Origin of the sequence: Mycobacterium sp., from assembly GCF_965229265.1 — a bacterium.
GTDB lineage: Bacteria > Actinomycetota > Actinomycetes > Mycobacteriales > Mycobacteriaceae > Mycobacterium.
This window is the reverse complement of record NZ_CBDDIY010000009.1, coordinates 21,812-41,541: the sequence shown is the minus strand read 5'-3', so window position 1 is coordinate 41,541 and position 19,730 is coordinate 21,812. Positions and strand designations below refer to the sequence as shown.

Genomic DNA, 19,730 nt, shown 5'->3' with positions numbered 1-19,730 from the left:
CACAACCGCGGATGGCCTCAACCAGGGGTGTCCTCGTAGCTGCGCTGAATGCTGAGCAGGAACCCTTCGAGGCCCGGCAGCGCGTGCGCCGGGGCCACCGCCCGCAGCAGGATGTGCCAGGACCGGGTCAGCCGGCCGAACACGTCATCGCCGATAGCGTCGGACAGCAGCTGAGAGCCGACCATACTGGCGCAGATGGCCTCCCCCGCGTCCTCGGGATCGACACCGTCGCGCAGTTCGCCGGCCATGGCGGCTTTCCGCGTTTCGCTGAGGAACGCCGATTTCCAGCGCGGGTACACCTGGCTGCCGGCGTCGCCGATCTGGCTCAGCGACTGGACGAGCAGATTGCTGATACCGACCAGCTCCTCCGACCGGATCGCCGATGCCAGCGCGTAGGTACCCACGATGAGGTTCTCCAGGGCCGGGCGCGCGTCGCGGATGGCACCGGAGTAGACCGCGGCCAGGTGTTCGTTTCCCTCGGTGATGATGGCGTCGGCGACGGCTTCCCGGGAACTGAAGTGGTAGTAGAACGCCCCCTTGGTGACGTCGGCGGCTTTGACGATGTCGGCGAGTCCGGTCTGCCCATAGCCGATCTCACCGAACAGTCCGACTGCCGCGTCGATGATCCTGCGCCTCGTCGCTTCGGCTCTCGCCTGACGTTTCACGCTCTCACCTCCCACGACCATCGCCATCGATTGTTATTGCCCATGGGACGCGCCGAGCACGATTCGTCCGAGACGTCACCTTTGGGCAAGAAACCGCCCGCCAGGTGCGGCCCACCTATCGTGGCCGCATGACGTCGCGGCGGGTGAACATCGGATCGGGCACCGAATTCGAACGCCTGGTCGGATATTCGCGCGCGGTGCGCACCGGGGCGTACATCACCGTGGCCGGAACGACGGGCGCCGGCGACGACATCGAGACCCAGACGCGAAATGCGTTGCAAAGCATCCAAACAGCGCTCGAGGACGTCGACGCCGATTTGTCCGACGTGGTCCGCACCCGCATCTACGTCACCGACATCTCCCGCTGGCGCGAGGTCGGTGCGGTGCACGCAGAGTTCTTCGCCGACGTCCGCCCGGCGGCCACCATGGTGGAGGTCTCCGCGCTGATCGAACCGGGCTTGATGGTCGAAATCGAGGCTGACGCTTACGCCGAGGGCGGAAACGACGGAAACCGGCCGTCGGGTCCGGGAACATAGGGAGTGACCGCAACGACGGCACTGATCGGCAGCGGACCGTACAGATGGGGGAACAGCATCGACTCGGGATCCGCTGGTACACCGTGCTCCCACAACACCGGCGCCGCCAGGCGGTGGGGGTCGATGTGCAGGAGCACCAGGTCGCTGCGGCCGGCGTAGAGCCGGTTAGCGGGTAGGTGGACCTGCCCAGGTGTGGACAGGTGTACGAATCCGACCTCGGTCAGGGATGCGGGGCAAAGTTGGCCGCCGGCCCGGGCGACGTCCCAGTCCTGCTGTCCGCACAGGTGTAATAAGAAATCCGGATTCGGGTACATACGGCCACACTGCATCACCTGCAACACGAGGGGGCGTGAGACACGACACAACGCTAAACCCCCGGGGAACAAGGCCGGAACACAGAACGTCTGAGACAGTAGAGATACGCGACGGCGGAGCCGACTCGCCGGAGCGCTGAGCACCTTACGGAGGAGCCCATGAACGCAACCCTGACCAGTCCCGAATTAACCAGGGCTGATCGCTGCGACCGCTGCGGCGCGGCTGCTCGGGTGCGCGCAAAGCTTCCTTCGGGTGCCGAACTGCTGTTCTGCCAGCATCACGCCAACGAGCACCAGGCCCGCCTGGTCGAGTTGGCTGCTGTGCTGGAAGTCAGCCCGTCGGAGGCATAACCGCACCTCACGGCCGCGTTGCTGGGCAGGACAGCCGTCGTCAGGAATGCTGGACTGGTCATGACTGACCAACCTGCCAAGCCGTCTCGCCACCACGTGTGGCGGATCACCCGCCGAACCTTGTCGAAGAGCTGGGACGACTCGATCTTTTCCGAGTCGGCTCAGGCCGGGTTCTGGTCCGTTCTCTCCTTGCCGCCGCTGTTGCTCGGAATGCTGGGCAGTCTGGCCTACATCGCGCCGCTGTTCGGTCCCGACACCCTGCCGGCCATCGAGAGCCAGCTGATCAACACCGCCAACAGCTTCTTCTCCAAGAACGTCGTCAACGAGATCATCGAGCCGACGATCCGCGACATCGTGCAGGGGGCGCGCGGTGAGGTCGTCTCGTTCGGATTCGTGATCAGCCTGTGGGCAGGGTCATCGGCCATCTCGGCCTTCGTCGACTCGGTCGTCGAGGCTCACGACCAGACCCCGCTGCGCCACCCCGTCCGCCAGCGGTTCTTCGCACTCGGGCTCTACGTGGTGATGCTGGTGTTCGTCATCGCCGCCGCACCGCTGATGGCCCTTGGCCCGCGCAAGATCGCCGGGTACCTGCCCGACAATTGGAACAACGCGCTGCACTACGGCTACTACCCCGCGCTGATCTTGGGCCTGGTGCTGGCGGTGACGATCCTCTACCGGGTTTCGCTGCCCAAACCGCTGCCCACCCACCGGCTGGTGTGGGGTGCGGTCCTCGCGACGACGGTGTTCCTGGTGGCGACCGGGGGCCTGCGCATCTATCTGACCTGGATCACCAGCACCGGCTACACCTATGGGGCGCTGGCGACGCCGATCGCGTTCCTGCTGTTCGCGTTCTTCCTCGGCTTCGCCGTGATGATCGGGGCCGAACTCAACGCCGCTATCGAAGAGGAGTGGCCCGCGCCGACGCCGCACGCCGAGCAGGTGCGCTCATGGCTGAGGCACAAGGCCCGCTCGCTGGCCGACGACTCCGCGGGGCGCCGGCGGCTACCGGAGCCCGACGAAGAGCCGCAGCCGGAGCCGGTCAGTCCTTCTTGAGGTTCTCGTAGATGCGCTTGCAATCGGGGCACACCGGCGAGCCGGGCTTGGCTGACCGGGTCACCGGGAACACCTCGCCGCACAACGCGACGACGTGGGTGCCCATGACCGCACTCTCAGCGATCTTGTCCTTCTTGACGTAATGGAAGAACTTGGGCCGGTCACTGTCGGTCCCGTCATCGACGCTCTCGTCGGTGTCGGTGCGCTCGATCGTCTGAGTCTGCATAGCTGACATTGTGCCCGGTCAGATAGATGTAAGAAACCGACCTGCATATGACGCACCGATTGTGGAACAGTAGAGCTATGGCGCGTGAGCTGGGGTACGACGACGAAGGTCGGCCCGTGCTCATCACCGCCGCTGCGCCCTCCTATGAAGAGCAGCACCGCCAACGGGTACGGAAGTACTTGACGCTCATGTCGTTTCGGATCCCGTCGTTGATTCTGGCGGCCGCCGCCTACGGGCTGTGGCACAACGGCCTGATCTCGCTGGCCATCATCGCGGTGTCGCTGCCGCTGCCGTGGATGGCGGTGCTGATCGCCAATGACCGCCCACCGCGAACCGCCGAAGAGCCACGGCGGTTCAACGACGTCCCGCGCAGGACCCAGTTGTTCCCCCGGCCTCAGCGTCGCGCGCTCGAGGCCGGTACCCCCTCGGCGCAACCGCATTCGGCCGGCGGATCCGACTCCGGTTCCCACTGACCGCCGCGGCGGTCATTTCTCAGGACATTCTCAGGGCTTAGCCGTATCCGTGCACGTCAGAGCGTGTGAGACGGCGGCCACGTGGGAACTCTTTGCTCCATTCGGTCGTTGGACCCATTGACAGTTGCAGCCGATCAGGAGGCCACCATGGCAAATGCCACCACCACCCGGATTGACAGCGATCTGGACGCGCAAAGTCCAGCAGCCGATCTGGTGCGCGTGTATCTGAACGGCATTGGCAAGACGGCACTACTGTCCGCTGAGGACGAGGTCGAACTGGCCAAGCGCATCGAAGCGGGCCTCTACGCCCAGCATCTGCTGCAGACCCGCAAGCGCCTCAGCGACAACCGCAAGCGTGATCTCGCCACCGTGGTTCGGGACGGGCAGGCCGCCCGCAGCCACTTGCTCGAGGCCAACCTGCGCCTGGTGGTGTCCTTGGCCAAGCGCTACACCGGCCGGGGCATGCCATTGCTCGACCTCATCCAGGAAGGCAATCTCGGGCTGATCCGTGCGATGGAAAAGTTCGACTACACCAAGGGTTTCAAGTTCTCCACCTATGCCACCTGGTGGATCCGCCAGGCCATCACCCGTGGCATGGCCGACCAGAGCCGCACCATCCGGCTGCCTGTCCACCTGGTGGAACAGGTGAACAAGCTGGCCCGCATCAAACGCGAAATGCACCAGAACCTCGGCCGTGAGGCCACCGATGAGGAACTGGCCGAAGAGTCGGGTATCCCGGTCGAGAAGATCAACGATCTGCTCGAGCACAGCCGCGACCCGGTCAGCCTCGACATGCCGGTCGGCAGCGATGAGGAGGCCCCACTGGGTGACTTCATCGAAGACGCTGAGGCGATGTCGGCCGAGAATGCCGTGATCGCCGAGTTGCTGCACACCGACATCCGCCACGTGCTGGCCACCCTCGACGAGCGCGAGCAGCAGGTGATCCGGCTGCGATTCGGCCTCGACGACGGACAGCCGCGCACCCTCGACCAGATCGGCAAGCTGTTCGGCCTGTCTCGGGAGCGCGTCCGCCAGATCGAGCGCGAGGTGATGTCCAAGCTGCGCAACGGCGAGCGGGCGGACCGGCTGCGGTCCTACGCCAGCTGATCGCCCCCCAGCGTGTGCCCGCCGGCAGGTCCGGCGGGCACACTGCTGTCCGGCCCCGGTGTTGTTCGATCGTTTCCCCTGCTAGCCCAGTAGACTCGGGACAGAAGAAGGGTGACCTAATGAACGACCTGGTCGATACCACCGAGATGTACCTGCGCACGATCTACGACCTCGAGGAAGAGGGCGTGGTACCGCTGCGCGCGCGCATTGCAGAACGGCTGGAGCAGAGCGGTCCGACGGTCAGCCAGACCGTGGCGCGCATGGAACGCGACGGGCTGCTGCATGTGGCCGGTGACCGGCATCTCGAACTCACCGAGAAAGGGCGCGCGCTGGCCGTCTCGGTGATGCGCAAACATCGCCTTGCCGAACGCCTGCTGGTCGACGTCATCGGCCTGCCGTGGGAGGAAGTGCACGCCGAAGCATGCCGGTGGGAGCACGTCATGAGCGAGGATGTCGAACGCCGCCTGGTCCAGGTGCTCGACGACCCCACCGTCTCCCCCTTCGGCAATCCGATCCCCGGTCTGTCCCTCCTGGGGCTGGAGGGCGGCCATCGTGAAGACAGCCACCTGACCCGGCTGACCGAACTGCCAGCCGGTGCCCCGGTCGCCGTGGTCGTTCGCCAGCTCACCGAGCACGTCCAGGGCGACGTGGAGCTGATCAGCCAGCTCAAGGAGGCCGGCGTCGTCCCCAACGCTCGGGTGCAGGTCGAGAACAATTCCAGCGGCGGGGTCACCATCGTCATCGGTGGCCACGAGGACGTCCACTTGCCTCACGAGATGGCCCACGCAGTGAAGGTCGAGAAGGTCTAGACCGCGCGGCGCCCGAACGCCCGCGGCGGCAGCCGAACCCCCAGACGCTTGGCCAGCCGGTAGCCGGTGGCGGCCAGTTCGCGAATCTGGTCCGGCCGCATCCCGGACTGCAGCGCGGTGTCGAGCATCCCCGCCATCCGATGGTCCGGGTCGCTGCGCAGCGCCGCCTCCAACGACAACCCGGCCAGCGGGCCGTCTCCGCGCACGTAGGCCGAAAATGCAAGCAACACAAGCGCTTCCACCCGCCACGGATCGGGGAGCGTGCGCGCCAGCAGCGCCCACAACGTCTCCGCCCGCCCCGCCTCCGCCCCGACCGCCAGTGCGTAGAGCGTGTCGCGGACGGCCACATCGGTCAGCGCACAGGCCAGGCCAGCCAGCTCAGCGTCGTCCAAACGGGCACCGTCGCACACCCGAGCGCTCATCGCCATCGCCGCCTCGACATCGCATCGTCCACACCCGTCGGGATCGGCACGCCAGTTCGCCTCGCGAACCGTGGCGCACTCCTCCACGACAGCCGCCAGCTCCGCACTCCGCCGCGGGTCAGTCACAGCGATCAGCGCTTGCAGGTCGGCGCGACGCTGATAGAGCCGCCGGCCGTCGAGCACGGCGGCGGCCGCCAACGGCGACGCCATCGGATCGTCGACCGCCCCGGATGCGCCGCATCCATCGACACAGTGCCACCTGCCGCCGTCCTCGACGCGGTCCACCACATGTGCGGCATAGAGCTCCATGTCATGGCCGGCCAGTGCGGCGGACAGGCCCGCGCACAGCTCGCGGTAATCCTCGTTGCACATCGGGCACTGGGCGCCCTCGGCGTCGATGATCACCGCCACCACCCGGTCGGCGCCCGACGACGACGCGACCTCGGCGAGCTGGCTGACCTCTCCGCTGCACGCATCGGACAGGTCGATCCGCATCACGGCGTCCAGCTGACCGTGGTCGAGCGCAACAAGCACCAGGGATTTCTCCGGCACGAAGCCGAGAACGGCAGGAACTTCCCTATTCGGTGTACGTGTCGATGCAGGTTTGACGCCGATCGATCAGTAGTGAAATGTGCGCCTGACACAACGAGCTTGGGAGTTGAACGAAGGGGTTTGCTGAGCGCGGCTTCATGTGTCCTGGGACGGCGAGCCACTGCCCGCGAATCTTCGTCGGTCAGCTACGCGAGTCATCCTCAACGAACCGGTTCGCGCAAGGGCAGGGCAATGATGGACGCGCGTGACTCATCGCAACCTTCTTGCCTGACATTGGTCGTGACACCATGGGTCACCTGGGTATGGCGCTCCGCCGACCCAGCGGTCAGCACCGTTCCTATCCTGCGTCGTGCCGATGCTTCTGCCGAGTACGACTCCGGTCATTGTCGCCGACGGGGGGTTGCACCGTCTGACTCGCGGGGCTCAGCGGGGATTGTTGAACCATCGATCTCGGCGGGTGCGGGCGAAGTCGGCCTTCTCCTCGGCAAGTTCCGAGGAGGGTCCACTGAAAGGGGCGTGGGGTTTGGGGCCTGAGAGGAAGTCAGCCTCGACCTTGCCGACTTGCCCGTCGCCGAATTCGATGTAGCACACCCCGCGACCGGCGTAGGTGGCGGTGGTCGTTGTTCCATGCAGGTGTGCGACGATGCCGGCGGCAACGGTCCGGGCGGCGTCTTCGGCATACACGCCGGCGCGCGGAACGGGAGCGTCGGCGCAGTCGCCGATGGCGTACACACCGGGGTAATTGGTGGCCAGGGTGGCGGAGTCCACGGCGATCCATCCCTCGTTGCCTCCGGCGGTGAGGCCAGAGGCCTGCACCACGTCGGGCACCTGGTGTTTGGGGACGCCGATGAACAGGTCGTAGGGCATGGTGTCGGTGTCGGTGTGGGCGAGGTGTTGAGTGGGGTCCAGACTGTGAATTTTGGAGTTGGGCCGGTAGTCGATACCGCGTTCGCTCATGGCGGTGATCAACGCTTCGGAGGTGGATGGGGATACCGGGATTGGGGAGGGCATGGGACTGATCAGCTGGATGCGGGTGTCGTCGCGGATTCCCTGCTCGACCAGCAAGGAGTGCAGCAGCAAGGCAGCCTCGAACGGCGCGGGCGGGCACTTGAAGGGGATGCTGAGGATGCCCAGGACGATGGTGCCCCCGGTGAAGGTGGCGAGGCGCTCACGTAACCGGCATGCGCCCTCGACGGTGTAGAAGTCATATCCGTCTTCGACGAACCCGGGTGTCGCGGCGGGGTCGTAGTCCGCGCCGAGTGCGACGACCAGGATGTCGGGACGGTACTCATTGCGGTCGGTGACTACTTGACGGGTGGCCGGATCGATCGAGGTCACCCTTTCCTGACGGAACTCAACGCCCGGCCGGGTGAGGGCGGCATACGGTATCTGTACTCCGTCGGGAGTGTGACCCTTGAACAGCACGTCGATCTTGGAGAACCCGAAGGTGAATCCATCGTTGTGGTCGATCAAGATGACGCGGACATCATCGGCGACAGTGTCGGACAATTGGGCGGCCAACTCCAGGCCGCCGAATCCGGCGCCCAAAATCACTACGGTCTTCATGGTCGAGTAACCCTTTCAATGATCGAAAAACGTCTGCTGTTCGGCACCATGACTTCTACCCCTGAGACCAGTCCCACAATGCTCTTAGCTTTGGATGGGGCGGTCCTGCGCGGCCCATTGCATCATCCCGCCGGCGACCGAAACGGCTGTCTTACCAGAAGACGTTAGGAGCTGGGCCGCACGCAGGCTGCGGTTTCCTGACGCGCAGATCACATAGACGGTGACGTTGTCCGGTATGTCAGCGATTCGTTGCGGCAGTTTGGCGAGCGGTATGAGTAGCGCACCGGGAACGTGGCCCTGCTTGTACTCCCAGGGCTCGCGAACGTCGATGACCAGCCTGCCTTTGGCCCACCCGGCGGCGAACTCCTCGATACCGCTTTCCCGTACACGCTCATCCACCCCTCCCTGTATACCCCTCCCCGTATTAGACGTCGAGGCCGCGTTCGCTCCGGTTTCTGACCCGAACCCTCTTGACTCACCACCTGTGCATACCCCCACGGGTATGCTGATAGGTGTTGCGGATGAAAGGAGTCGGCGGTGGTCGGCGATGAGGAAAGTATTGCGGTGGTACTCAACCGGTTGCGACGCGCGCACGGGCAGCTGGCGGGGGTTATCTCGATGATCGAGCAGGGCCGCGATTGCAAGGACGTGGTCACTCAGCTGGCGGCGGTGTCGCGCGCGCTGGACAAGGCCGGATTCAAGATTGTGGCGACGGGTCTGCGCCAGTGCCTGACCGAACAGGAACGTGGTGCGGCGCCGCCGATGACCGAGGCCGAACTCGAGAAGTTGTTCTTGGCGTTGGCCTGACGATGCGCGCCGTCGATGAGCACTCACGTTCAATCAGTCCGGCCGCCGTGGTGGCGGCCTGTCGGCGGCAACGGTCGTTGAGGTACTTCGCTGGCCGATTCCGCGGTGGTGGTGCGAGGTGAGCGTTCTCATCGCTCTAGCGCTGGGTGCGGTGATCGGGGCGCTTCTTGGCGTGCTCGGCGGTGGCGGATCCATCCTGGCCGTTCCCGCGCTGGTCTATGCGCTTGGACTTGGGATCGAGCAGGCTATCCCGATGTCGCTGATCGTGATCGCGGCGGCCTCAGCGGTCGGGGTGCTGCCCAAAGTGCGCGCCGGGCAGGTGCAGTGGCGGCTGGCCGGCATCTTCGCCGCAGCCGGCATCCCCGCCACGCTGATCGGCAGCGCGATCGGCAAACACCTGCCGCAGCCGGTTCTCATGATTGGCTTTGCGGTGCTGATGGTCGTCGCCGGAGTGCGGATGCTGGCCGATTCGGCGAACACCGGGACCGCCTGCACCGTAGGCGATTCCGGCATCAACTGGCGTCGCTGCGCACCGCGGTCGATTCCCGCCGGCTTTCTGGTCGGCTTGCTCACCGGGCTGTTCGGGGTCGGCGGCGGCTTCGTCATCATCCCCGCCCTGGTGCTGCTTCTCGGTGTGCAGATGCCGATCGCGATCGGCACCTCGCTGCTGATCATCGTCGCCAACTCCGCGGCCGGAGTGCTGTCTCATCTCACTGGGGCCAGCATCGATTGGTCGATCACTGGCGCCTTCGTGGCCACCGCAATCGGCGCATCGCTCATCGCTGGGCATTACGGCACCAGAATCAACACCGCCCGGCTGACGCGCTGGTTCGCCTTCCTCGTGTTCGCCGTCGCGGCCTACGTCTTGCTGGACACCATCGTGATTCGTTGACCCGCCGGGCATCCGGGTCGTCGACTTTTTTGAGCCGTCGCCCCAGCGCGATTACCCAAATACCCTCCCGGGTATCAGTACGATTGTGAAGGAGAAACATATGAAAGCGAGCGAAACCGTCGACGTAGGCGTCATCGACACCTCAAGCCTCGGGGACCGCAGTTACCTGATCAGCGCTGTCGACACGGCGGTGGTGATCGATCCGCAACGCGACATCGACCGCGTGCTCGATGCGGCCAGGCGGCGCGGAGTGCAAATCACTCACGTGCTGGAAACCCACATCCACAACGATTACGTGACCGGCGGCCTCGAGTTGTCGCGCAGCGTGGGGGCGGAGTATGTGGTTCCCGCCGGCGACGATGTCGACTACGAGCGCCGGCCCGCTCGCGACGGGGACCTGATCAACGCGGGCCTCATGCAGCTGGAGGTGATGCACACACCCGGCCATACACATCACCACGTCAGCTACGTGCTGCGCGATGCCGCCGGCGGCGTCGTGGGAGTGTTCACCGGAGGGTCGATGCTGCACGGCACCACCGGACGCACCGATCTACTCGGCCCCCAGCACACCCAGGAGCTAACCCACGCACAATACCGCTCGGTGCGTCGTCTGGCCGAGGCGCTGCCCGACTCCACGCGGGTCTATCCCACCCACGGTTTCGGCAGTTTTTGCTCAGCCACTCCCGCCAGCGGTGATGCGTCGACGATCGCCGAGCAACGCACCACCAATCCGGCGCTGACTCAAGACGAACAGGCCTACGTCACTGAACTTCTCGAAGGGCTGTCGGCCTACCCCGCCTACTACGCCCACATGGGAGTGATCAATCAGGCCGGGCCCGCCCCAGTTGATCTGTCACTACCCGAACCGGTCGACCCAGTCGAGCTGCGACGGCGCATCGACGCCGGGCACTGGGTGGTCGACCTGCGCCACCGCACCGCGTTCGCCGCCGGGCACCTCAATGGAACACTCGGATTCGAACTTTCCGACAGCTTCGTCACCTACCTGGGCTGGCTCTACCGATGGGGCGAACCACTGACGCTGATCGGCGACACCGTCGAGCAGATCGCCGACGCACGACGCGAACTGGTCCGCATCGGCATCGACGACCTCGACGGCGCAGCCACCGGCAAGATCGCCGATCTTCGCGCCGGCACCGAATTGCGCCGCTACCGGGTCGCCGACTTCACCGACCTCGCCGACATCCTCGGCAATCACGACGATGTGGTCGTGCTCGACGTGCGGCAACGCCAAGAATTCGCGGCCAGCCGGATCCCGGGCGCGGTGAACATCCCGCTGCACGAACTGCCCGACCGCATCGACGAGCTGCCCGACGGACAAGTCTGGGTGCACTGCGCCTCGGGCTACCGGTCCTCGATCGCTGCCTCGCTCCTCGACCGGGCCAGTCGCAGCGTCGTGCTCATCGACGACGACTACAGCACCGCAGACCAACTTCACCTCACCACCACGTGAACGGCCAATCACCGGCCCGCGCTGTTCCCCCGGACGGGGTGACCGCGTCGCCTGAAGCGAACCGCGCAAGCGAGGAAGGAAGAGGATGATGATGATGGGTAACGGTGCCATGGGCTGGATGGGTGTCATCTGGCCACTGTTGGTGGCGACCGGGTTGCTCGTGCTCGTCTATCTCGGCTATCGATTGATCGCGCCGCCCCGCGACGAAGACCCCTTAGCCGGCAAGGTCAGTTCCGCGCGACGCATCCTTGACGAGCGGTACGCGCGTGGGGAGATCGACGAACAGGAATACCGCCGTCGCCGCAGCGAGCTCGGCACATGACAACCCGCTCCGATCAGCCGCCGCAGCGCCGACGCTAAACGCGCACGGGGTGCTCGCTGCGCGCGTTGACGCCATGGGGGTGAGCCTCGTTACTCGCCTGCGGCGTGAGCTGGGGTCCGTCGAGCGTGCAAAGTGGCTCACGGCTGCTTGTCCCCATACCGGGGGTGCCTCATGAGAGTTATGACGTCGGTTGCTCCCGCGGCCAGGCCGCGGAAGTTCTCATTTTCAAGTGTTAGTTGGTTGATAATTCGGATAAGTGCGGGCACGTCGGCGCGGAGCACCCGCAGTTCGCGGTTCTTGTTGGCGATCGTGGCGTTCTGTTTGGCGATGGTGGCGCGGAGTCGGGTTTCGAGTTCTGTGGGGCCCCCGCGTGCTCGGACGTGCTTGTAGAACTCATTCTTGAGATCGGTGTGGCGTTGTGTGAGCGCGTTGCGAGGGACGCCGGCTTCTTGGGCGAGGGCAACGATGGTTAGTGCGCCGTTGGAGCGCTCTGGCGTTCCGTTGAGGATGCGGTTCATGGCAGCGCGGATGCAGTTGCGTTCGTCTGGATCGTTGCTCATGGTGCTTCCTCGTCGACGCCTAGCGTCTTGGCGGTGATCTTCGTGGTGTCGTGCGCGTCGGCGTAGCTGCGCAATCTTGCAGCGTTGGCACGGAGTCGATCTCCGATGGGCTGTGGAGTGTGAGCGGATTGTCCTTCGAGTTGTTCGGCCTTGATCCTTAATCGGACGGCGTGGTAATCGGTTCGTGCGATGTTGGTGCAGTTCGGGCGGCAGTCGTCGAGATTGGGTGTGTGGTTGATGCCTTGTCGTTGGCAGAGTGCGCGGTCGGGTTTGTACCGGCAGAGCAGGAGGGCTTGCGGGTTGTTGTAGAGAATGAGGTCGCTGTTGGCTAGTAGGCGGCGTGCGGTGGTGGCATTCATGGCGGTGCCGGTGAAGCGTGGCGTGTGGGCAGCGATGTTGATGACCTCGCGTGCGGCGGGTCCAGAGATGCCGGCGCCGTTGTCGAGGTCGTCTTGGAGGTCGGCGATGGTGTCAGCGACGGCGCGGGCGGTTTCGACGTCGATGAGGTGGTGGATGCCGTCGCGGCCGCGGCCTGCGTAGCGCTCGGTGACCATGGTCGAACGCATATGCCCGTACTGGATGGCCAAGGCGATGTGGCCGTTGGGGCGGCGAGCGATGTGCCAGGCCAATGTTCGGCGGAAACGGCTTACCCCAATAGTTGGGTTGGGGTCAGGAGCAATGGCCTCTGCGGCGAGGTTGTGTCGGTCAGCTTCTCGATTGGCCCAGTCGATGAAGTCAGCGATCCGCGTACGCATAGACGCGCCGAGTATGGCGCCGGTGTTAGTTGATTTGCGGTGAATGTCGTGGATTTGGTTGTCGAATAGCAGCGCTTCGTGCGGGACCATCTGCTCGAGAACTCTGATGGCGTTGACGACGGGTCGGATGGCGACCCAGGGGACGTCTCGTTGTTCGCCGGCTGCGGCGTGGTTGCCGTGTTCATCAAGGGCGGTTTTGTAATGCCGTCCGTAGATGAGGTGGCGGCCGATGGTGCCGTCCGAGCCGGAGATGGGTTCGGGGCAGCAACCGGTGCGCAGTCCGAGGACTTCGGGTGGCCGCATACCGGTCAGATAGGCGCAAACGACGAACGCGGCGGTGCCGAGGTGCCTCCAGAGGGTCGCCGCCTCGAAGTAGTCGATCGCGTTGCGCCAGGGCCGTCCGGCGATGCGGCCGGTGATGGGAGTGGTCAGCGGGCATCCCCACGGTCGGTGGGCGGCCGCGGTGATCACATCTTGTCGTCGGGTGTTTTCGGTGACTTGGTTCTTGGTAACGCCAACGTTGCCGCAGATGTAGTTGTTGGCCAACGTGATTGCGTGCCGGGCGCCGGGAACATAGATCGGTAGTGGATCGTCGGACGACAGCAGATGGTCGAGGTAGGCGTTGAGGCGCTGCACTCCGCCGGGTTCTGCGTGGTCGGGAATGTCCTGGTGAATCAGCTCGACCTCTGCGTGCGCGGCGAGGATGTCGTCGCTGAGGTCCTCGACGACGCGCATCGCCCAAATGAGCAGCGGGGAAATCGTTGCTTCAGCAAGTGGTGGCGTCGCGTTCTCAGGCCCAATGGGATGGGACGCTGAAACGTACTGGTCGAATCCGACGACTTCCCACGGAGGTTGTGCGATGCCGGCGGGTTTTGCACTGAGTTCGTCGAGTGCCCATAACCGAGTAATCGCCAGCAGTCGGCGGGCGACGTCTTTGGACGAGACTGACAACGTCGCCAAGTACAGGGCGTGTTCGTGCAGCACCTCAGACGTGCAGTGTGCCAGCGTGGTGATGCCGCGACTTTGCAGCCAGGTGGCCATATGGAACCAGACGCGGGCCGCGGCGACGATGGCGCTGGGGCTGAGGCGGGTGCGCATGACCTGGCTGATGGTCTTGGGCCGTGTGTGGACGAACGTAGGGCGCAGTTCGCCATTGATGAGGTTCCATAGCGCTAATCGGAGTTCCTCATCGAACGGTGTCGGGCATAACCGCCAGGCGATCTTGACGCGCACTGAGGACGGATTTTCAATCAGCGGAGCCAGTGACCACACGGAGTCGGCGTATCGCCCGTTGAGGTGCGCGTGCGTGGGTTTGACCAGCTCCGCCTTGATCACCGGGCTGGCCGGATTCGGCAATGGCAGCAGGTAGGGGTCGTAGTCGCTTGCGGTGCTCACTGGTGCACCATCCTCGTGTCGGTAGTCTTCGTCGAGGGTTTTCTGGTGCACCATCCGGTGTGTCGGTGATCTTGGATGGATTGCCGATGCACCCGAGGTGGCTGCTGGTTCATCGCCCTGCTTGCTCGACGCATCTGACGTCCAGCATGAGTTCTGCGGGGGCCAGCGGTTACCCGGGGCACGCCGACCGTCGACAGGGCTAAGCGCCTCCGAGCGCCGCACAGTGAGCGAACGAGCAGTCGTGCCCCGGTACCACACGAGGGTGCCTCCCCACTGGGCTTAGCAGCGAGGAGGCTGTCATGAAGTCTGCCCGAAACACCCTGCCGACGGAACCCGTCAACGGCATCACCTGCGGCATCGACTGGGCGCGTGACGATCACGCTCTGTCGATCGTCGACGCCAAGGGCCGCGAAGTCACCCGCAAGACGATCACTCACAACGCGGCCGGACTGCGCGAGCTGCTCGCCGTGCTCGAGCGCGCCGGCGTGCGGGAGGTTGCGATCGAACGCCCGGACGGGCCGGTCGTGGACACCCTGCTCGACGCCGGTGTCACGGTCGTGGTGATCAGCCCCAACCAGGTCAAGAACCTGCGCGGCCGCTACGGTTCGGCCGGCAACAAGGACGACCGCTTCGACGCGTTCGTGCTGGCCGACACTCTGCGCACCGACCGAGCACGGCTGGCCCCGCTGCTGCCCGACACCCCGGCCACCGTCTCCCTGCGCCAGACCTGTCGTGCCCGCAAAGACCTTGTCGCCCACCGGGTCGCGGTGGCCAACCAGCTGCGCGCACATCTGAAGATCGTGTTTCCCGGTGCCGTGGGCCTGTTCGCCGCGATCGACAGCCCGATCAGCCTGGCGTTCCTGGCCCGCTTCGACTGCCAGCAACGGGCCGACTGGCTCTCGGTCACCCGCCTGAGCGCCTGGCTGGCCGGCGTCGGCTACAGCGGCCGCACTGATCCCCGCGAGCTGCACCGCCGATTGACCGCTGCTCCCCGCGCCACCAACGAGGTCACCGGCGCCGCGATCACCGGTGCGTTCGTCGCGACCCTGACCGCGCTCAACGCCCAGATCGCCGTCCTCGACGACAGCATCGCCGACCAACTCGCCGCCCACGCCGACGCGCACATCTTCACGTCCCTGCCCCGCTCGGGCACCGTGCGTGCCGCCAGACTGCTCAGCGAGATCGGGGACTGCCGCGCCCGCTTCCCCACCCCCGAATCGTTGGCCTGCCTGGCCGGTGTCGCGCCCTCCACCCGCCAGTCCGGCAAAGTCAAACACGTCGGATTCCGTTGGGCTGCAGACAAACAACTCCGGGACGCTGTCACCGACTTCGCCGGCGACAGCAGACGCGCCAACCCCTGGGCCGCCGACGTCTACACCCGCGCTATCGCCCGAGGACACGACCACCCCCACGCCGTCCGCATCCTCGCTCGCGCCTGGCTCTACATCATCTGGCACTGCTGGCAAGACGAAATCGCCTACGACCCCGCCAAACATCGCGCCCTCCAAATACTGCTCAACCAAGAACAACACCGGGCGGCTTGACACAGGGCAACTCATGCGTCCAGCGCTCCGGCCAATAAATGTTCGACAATTTGGCGGTCGTAGTCGGTGACTTGCTGCAGCGCATCACTCCAAATAGTCGGGCTGAGTCGGGTTTTGAGGTCGTCGAGTCGGGCGTGGTGTTCGGCCCATACGGGGCCCCATTGCGCCGGCGTGAGGACCGATCGCAGATTGGTCATCGCGTCGTGTAGGTGAGCCAGTCGTGGGTGGTGACCGGGATGGACGTGTGCGTTCGGGCAGGCCAAGCACAGCAAAAATGAGGCGGTGCAGCCTAATTCGGGTGAGGCGGTGAAGGGGCTGCTGTTCGGATCGGCGCAGTCGGCGGTGGCTGTTTCGAGGGCACCTGGTTTTTTGGCATCGTGCATCTGCGCCACCAGGACCGTCTGGCGGGCCTGTTCGAGTGCACCTTCGGCGCCGGCGGCGATGGTTTCAATGGATTCCCGTTGAACCCGTCTGTCGACGAGCGCGTACTTGCGTGCGTAGGTGTCTTCGGAATGCTGGCGGGGTTGGCGGTGGTGAAGCGTCACCACCGTGCGCCGCCCGCGACGAAATGGGGATCCGCTGAATCCGTTGGCTTGAGCCCAGACTCGCGCGTCATCGGAGGCGAAGCCGAAGTGAAACGGCCCCACGGGTTGTTCGCGGTCACCGCTGGTCACGATGTTTCCGCCGCGGTTTTCTGCTCGCCATACGATCAAACGGTCAGTATCGGGTGCGTCACGGGCAACGAGGGTGCGGGCGACGCGGGTGGCGTTCAGGGCTTGGGTGAGTAGCCGACCCGCTGAGGCGGCGCCGTCGTCGGTGAAGTTTTGCGTTTCGTGGTAGCGGCCTCGGTCGCGGCGCGGTTTGGCGATTTCGACGCGATATGTGGGTCGCCCGTCGTGTCCGGGATCGGGGGTTGGTCGGGGCACCGCCAGGTCGTTGATCACCGATAAGTTCCATCCGAATTCGGCTAGCAGCAACACGCCCAGTGCGACGGCTTCCATTCGGCTTAGGAACAATCGCTGCCAAGTGCATTCCGGCGTCATCCCGCCCAGCGGCTCGCGGTACTTCTTCACCAACACGCGAGCGCCGTTTTTGGTCCTGCTGTCCCGCATGACGTATTGCGGCATTGATCCGGTCAGGGCTAGTTCGTTAAGCGCCTCACCGATCAACCAGTCGACGCTGTCGTTGGGGAATTCGCCGTGCCGCCAGCGGTCCAAGTGCACAGCGTTCATCTCGATGCGGCGCAGGGCGTTTCGGAATGATCGCCGGGCCGCTTTGGTGATCTGTTGAAACTCTTCGTGGCTGTACGACTCCTGTGCCGCCGGCTTGGGCGCCTGCCTGCGGCGCAGTAGCTCATCGGCCACTGGACCGGACTGCAGCCGCGAATCGTCGCGCAGCAATGGCGCAATCCGAGCCAGTGGCCTGTGGTCAGACCCCAGTGGCATGCTGTTGCGCCACCGCCGCACCAGCGCGGCGGTCAGATCGTCTAGATCGCGCACCTGTTCTGGCTGCTCGGCGATGAACTGCGCGAACTGCAGCAGATGCCGCCAGGTACTGATCGACGAGAGGTGACTGCTCCACGTACTGGGCTCGCACCTGACCGCGAATAGCGCGGCCAACGACCGTTGCATCGGCTCGGCCACTGGAAGCTCGGCGAAGTTGAAGGTCTCGACATTGCCGCGGCGGTTACGGTGGTGCACGCGCAAACCGTCGGCCGCCAACCGCTCGGGTCGATGGTGGTCGTGAGCCGGCAGAGCTGCCGGTCTACCGCGACCGCTGCTCACCACGACCCTGTGATGTCGAAGTCGTCGACGTCTTGAATCCCGACTGACTCCTTGGCCACTCGCGCGAATACCTCATCGAGTTCGGGCATCGGCGCAGGGACAGGATCGGCGGCGTCGGCCAGCATCGACCGCAGTTGCAGGTCGGCGACCGGGGCTAGGTAGCGCTCGATCGTTGTTTCCCGCGACGCGTGACCGAGCAGGTTCTGAACCATAAACCACGGATCGCCGTAGAGGTGGCGGAAGTCCCGGCGTTCCTCAGCGGACAGACCGTATCTCTGGTCCATCAAGGTATTGAGCACCACCAGCATGTACAGCGCGAAGCTGTGGCGGGTCGAATGCGGCGTCGCGTACGGGGCGTAGACCTTGTGAGGGTCGAAGCCAAGGAACATCGGTGGGGCGAGGGTGTCGGCGCATCGTCGGTTCGCGGTCGCGAATACGCCATCCCAGGAGTGAATCGACAACGGTAGGCCCTGTTCGTTGAGCCACAGCCACGCCGGCTCCAACCCATGCTCACCTTCGACGAAGAGAGTCATGCGCTCAGCGACGGTCAGTGAGTTGAGGTCACGACGCGATGTCGGACCGTTCGGCTCGGTCAACTGCAGGACGGGATTGCGACCGCCGGCGATAGCTGTGATCAATCGGCGGTCAGTAAGGCGTTCGTAGCGGCGCCGCCGTTGAGCTTGCCGAATGGCCATCGATCGGGTTGCTTCGCAATAGGTCTCGACTTCTCCAACGGCGTCGGCAGCGACGTAGAAGGTGCGGGGCTTCTTCGATCGGGTCACCTCAGCGCTGATCCGCCCACGGCAGTAGCGCCCGGTGCCGGCGCTGCGATCGGGAACCTCGAACGTCAGCAGCGACCCCCCTTCGGCCCGCCGCAAACCGGAGGACACCATCAGCCGCACGAACGCAACATTGCGGTCCTCCAAGCGCCCGATCCAACCGAAGTCCGCTCGCCCGTCCGCAGTGTGTCCACGTAGACCGACGTCGATCCAGCGTCGCCACGTGCGCGGCGTCAGCCAATGCACATTGCTTCGACGCGCATCCTTGGCGCGACCGGCCGGCACCGCCGCCGCCATACCGTCACGCCCCACAATGCGCTTCATCGCCACAGGACTTCGCTCCATGTGCTGGTTGTCGACCGCCCACGTGAAAAAGCTGGCAAGAGCCGACAATTCGCGATCCCACTTGGCGCCACCAATCCGGCGTGGATTCGTGTCGGCGAAGCGTCGCCAGTCCTCATAGTCCTCGATGTCGCGGTGCCTCGTCATGTCCCAATAGCGTTCCCTTTTCCACAGAAACGATAGGAAGAGCCGAAGATCCGTCACGTGATTGCGGCGCGTTTCCGTCGTGTAAGCGCGAAACGCACGTGACTGCACGTATGACGTCAAACGCGCGTCCACGCGGTAGTCAGGCGACAGGAGTATGGGGTCGCCAGGCCGAACGCCGACCGACGCCTCACGGCTCGTTAAGTCAGTCCACCCCTGTAGGAGGCGTGACCGAACGCCGGAATCCTTCGACGGTGTGGGCACCCAGACCACCCGCCACTCCGTCAAGGCTGACCTTCCCACGACTTTGCCACCGAGGCGTTTTCGCCCCAACAGACTGCACCGCAGAATCGACGAAAGCGACGCGACACGCTGACCTAGGAGGGAAAGGAACGAGCTGCAGCAACCCGTCTGCGCGCGTCCGCCAGAAAGTCGCATCCCACGTCACCACATGCCCACCACCGCTTTCGGCGCCTGGACCGTAGGGAACTTGCCCCACCGGGCGAGCCCAACACAGCAGCCCGGTGGGAGCCGGGATCGCAGCCGCCGGCGTCCACTCCGGCAGGCCGGTCGCTGCATCCTGGACCACGCCCACCATGTCGCGCGAAACCCAGTACATCGACGCGTCGGCCAATGCCGCAGTGTCATCGGCCATTTCCGACACCGCCGCACTGACTCGATCGATCGCCTCGCGTACCCGTCGCGCCGAGCCCGTTGGCGCATTCGCGGTGGCGAGTTGGTCGCGGGCGTCCTGCATCTGTGCGACACGGGCGGCCACGGTGTGATCCATGGCCTCACACCACTGCCGTCTGACGGTCGGCACACTGGTTGCCGCCCAGGGTGTTTTACTGCGCGCCATCA

Annotated in this window: 22 protein-coding genes; 12 read left to right on the top strand and 10 right to left on the bottom strand. The window is 65.0% G+C overall.

From position 1 onward, the window contains the following. Positions 1-17: 17 nt before the first annotated feature. Positions 18-665 (bottom strand): TetR family transcriptional regulator, encoded by a 648-nt coding sequence (locus tag ADBZ9K_RS01080; RefSeq protein WP_526617918.1) that lies wholly within the window; start codon positions 663-665, stop codon positions 18-20. Positions 666-793: 128 nt separating this feature from the next. Here ADBZ9K_RS01080 and ADBZ9K_RS01075 point away from each other — a divergent pair, with 128 nt between their 5' ends. Further along, a complete protein-coding gene (locus ADBZ9K_RS01075; RefSeq protein ID WP_526617916.1) occupies positions 794-1,201 on the top strand; it encodes a RidA family protein in 408 nt (135 codons plus the stop codon). Here ADBZ9K_RS01075 and ADBZ9K_RS01070 read toward each other — a convergent pair. Then, positions 1,150-1,515 carry a DUF952 domain-containing protein gene (locus ADBZ9K_RS01070; RefSeq protein ID WP_526617914.1) on the bottom strand — a complete coding sequence of 122 codons (366 nt, stop codon included), beginning with the start codon at positions 1,513-1,515 and terminating at the stop codon, positions 1,150-1,152. The two genes, ADBZ9K_RS01075 and ADBZ9K_RS01070, sit on opposite strands and share 52 nt — an antisense overlap. 159 nt (positions 1,516-1,674) lie before the next feature. On the opposite strand from ADBZ9K_RS01070, the gene ADBZ9K_RS01065 reads away from it, so the two are divergent. Further along, entirely contained in the window at positions 1,675-1,866 is a 192-nt protein-coding gene (locus tag ADBZ9K_RS01065; RefSeq protein ID WP_526617912.1) for a DUF7455 domain-containing protein, read from the top strand. Between the two features lie 60 nt (positions 1,867-1,926). Next, positions 1,927-2,919: a YhjD/YihY/BrkB family envelope integrity protein gene (locus tag ADBZ9K_RS01060; RefSeq protein ID WP_526617910.1), complete on the top strand. Its 993-nt coding sequence runs from the start codon at positions 1,927-1,929 to the stop codon at positions 2,917-2,919. Here ADBZ9K_RS01060 and ADBZ9K_RS01055 read toward each other — a convergent pair. Then, complete coding sequence (locus ADBZ9K_RS01055) at positions 2,906-3,145, bottom strand: DUF3039 domain-containing protein (protein WP_526617908.1); 240 nt, start codon at positions 3,143-3,145, stop codon at positions 2,906-2,908. The two genes, ADBZ9K_RS01060 and ADBZ9K_RS01055, sit on opposite strands and share 14 nt — an antisense overlap. A gap of 77 nt (positions 3,146-3,222) precedes the next feature. On the opposite strand from ADBZ9K_RS01055, the gene ADBZ9K_RS01050 reads away from it, so the two are divergent. The 3 genes from ADBZ9K_RS01050 to ADBZ9K_RS01040 all read left to right on the top strand — a co-directional run bounded on the left by ADBZ9K_RS01050 (position 3,223) and on the right by ADBZ9K_RS01040 (position 5,534). After that, on the top strand, positions 3,223-3,618 hold the full coding sequence (locus ADBZ9K_RS01050; protein ID WP_526617906.1) for a DUF3099 domain-containing protein: 396 nt from the start codon (positions 3,223-3,225) through the stop codon (positions 3,616-3,618). 117 nt (positions 3,619-3,735) lie between these two features. After that, positions 3,736-4,725, top strand: coding sequence for a sigma-70 family RNA polymerase sigma factor (locus ADBZ9K_RS01045; RefSeq protein ID WP_526618221.1), 990 nt, complete (start codon positions 3,736-3,738; stop codon positions 4,723-4,725). Between the two features lie 119 nt (positions 4,726-4,844). After that, on the top strand, positions 4,845-5,534 hold the full coding sequence (locus ADBZ9K_RS01040) for an iron-dependent transcriptional repressor DtxR (RefSeq protein ID WP_526617904.1): 690 nt from the start codon (positions 4,845-4,847) through the stop codon (positions 5,532-5,534). On the opposite strand, the gene ADBZ9K_RS01035 is transcribed toward ADBZ9K_RS01040, so the two are convergent. The 3 genes from ADBZ9K_RS01035 to ADBZ9K_RS01025 form a co-directional block, all read right to left on the bottom strand. Then, positions 5,531-6,571, bottom strand: coding sequence for a DUF4192 family protein (locus ADBZ9K_RS01035; RefSeq protein ID WP_526618220.1), 1,041 nt, complete (start codon positions 6,569-6,571; stop codon positions 5,531-5,533). The two genes, ADBZ9K_RS01040 and ADBZ9K_RS01035, sit on opposite strands and share 4 nt — an antisense overlap. A gap of 360 nt (positions 6,572-6,931) precedes the next feature. After that, positions 6,932-8,074: an NAD(P)/FAD-dependent oxidoreductase gene (locus ADBZ9K_RS01030; protein ID WP_526617902.1), complete on the bottom strand. Its 1,143-nt coding sequence runs from the start codon at positions 8,072-8,074 to the stop codon at positions 6,932-6,934. A gap of 84 nt (positions 8,075-8,158) precedes the next feature. Next, on the bottom strand, positions 8,159-8,473 hold the full coding sequence (locus ADBZ9K_RS01025; protein ID WP_526617900.1) for a rhodanese-like domain-containing protein: 315 nt from the start codon (positions 8,471-8,473) through the stop codon (positions 8,159-8,161). A gap of 138 nt (positions 8,474-8,611) precedes the next feature. Between ADBZ9K_RS01025 and ADBZ9K_RS01020 the strand changes: the two genes are divergently transcribed. From ADBZ9K_RS01020 to ADBZ9K_RS01005, 4 genes are all read left to right on the top strand, one after another. Continuing rightward, entirely contained in the window at positions 8,612-8,881 is a 270-nt protein-coding gene (locus tag ADBZ9K_RS01020; protein ID WP_526617898.1) for a metal-sensitive transcriptional regulator, read from the top strand. Between the two features lie 118 nt (positions 8,882-8,999). Then, positions 9,000-9,773, top strand: coding sequence for a sulfite exporter TauE/SafE family protein (locus ADBZ9K_RS01015; protein ID WP_526617896.1), 774 nt, complete (start codon positions 9,000-9,002; stop codon positions 9,771-9,773). Between the two features lie 100 nt (positions 9,774-9,873). After that, on the top strand, positions 9,874-11,244 hold the full coding sequence (locus ADBZ9K_RS01010; protein ID WP_526617894.1) for an MBL fold metallo-hydrolase: 1,371 nt from the start codon (positions 9,874-9,876) through the stop codon (positions 11,242-11,244). A gap of 85 nt (positions 11,245-11,329) precedes the next feature. Further along, complete coding sequence (locus ADBZ9K_RS01005) at positions 11,330-11,566, top strand: SHOCT domain-containing protein (protein WP_526617892.1); 237 nt, start codon at positions 11,330-11,332, stop codon at positions 11,564-11,566. A 137-nt stretch (positions 11,567-11,703) separates the two neighbouring features. On the opposite strand, the gene ADBZ9K_RS01000 is transcribed toward ADBZ9K_RS01005, so the two are convergent. Further along, positions 11,704-12,126 (bottom strand): hypothetical protein, encoded by a 423-nt coding sequence (locus ADBZ9K_RS01000; protein WP_526617890.1) that lies wholly within the window; start codon positions 12,124-12,126, stop codon positions 11,704-11,706. Next, positions 12,123-14,276 (bottom strand): integrase, encoded by a 2,154-nt coding sequence (locus ADBZ9K_RS00995; RefSeq protein WP_526617888.1) that lies wholly within the window; start codon positions 14,274-14,276, stop codon positions 12,123-12,125. Before ADBZ9K_RS00995 ends, ADBZ9K_RS01000 begins: the two co-directional genes overlap by 4 nt. Before the next feature lie 299 nt (positions 14,277-14,575). Here ADBZ9K_RS00995 and ADBZ9K_RS00990 point away from each other — a divergent pair, with 299 nt between their 5' ends. Beyond that, positions 14,576-15,820 carry an IS110 family RNA-guided transposase gene (locus ADBZ9K_RS00990; protein ID WP_526617886.1) on the top strand — a complete coding sequence of 415 codons (1,245 nt, stop codon included), beginning with the start codon at positions 14,576-14,578 and terminating at the stop codon, positions 15,818-15,820. 11 nt (positions 15,821-15,831) lie between these two features. Here ADBZ9K_RS00990 and ADBZ9K_RS00985 read toward each other — a convergent pair whose 3' ends face one another. Both ADBZ9K_RS00985 and ADBZ9K_RS00980 read right to left on the bottom strand, forming a co-directional pair. Then, on the bottom strand, positions 15,832-17,463 hold the full coding sequence (locus ADBZ9K_RS00985) for a hypothetical protein (protein ID WP_526617884.1): 1,632 nt from the start codon (positions 17,461-17,463) through the stop codon (positions 15,832-15,834). A 137-nt stretch (positions 17,464-17,600) separates the two neighbouring features. Further along, positions 17,601-19,004, bottom strand: coding sequence for a site-specific integrase (locus ADBZ9K_RS00980; RefSeq protein ID WP_526617882.1), 1,404 nt, complete (start codon positions 19,002-19,004; stop codon positions 17,601-17,603). Positions 19,005-19,393: 389 nt separating this feature from the next. Between ADBZ9K_RS00980 and ADBZ9K_RS00975 the strand changes: the two genes are divergently transcribed. Further along, entirely contained in the window at positions 19,394-19,654 is a 261-nt protein-coding gene (locus ADBZ9K_RS00975; protein ID WP_526617880.1) for a hypothetical protein, read from the top strand. Positions 19,655-19,730 lie beyond the last annotated feature (76 nt).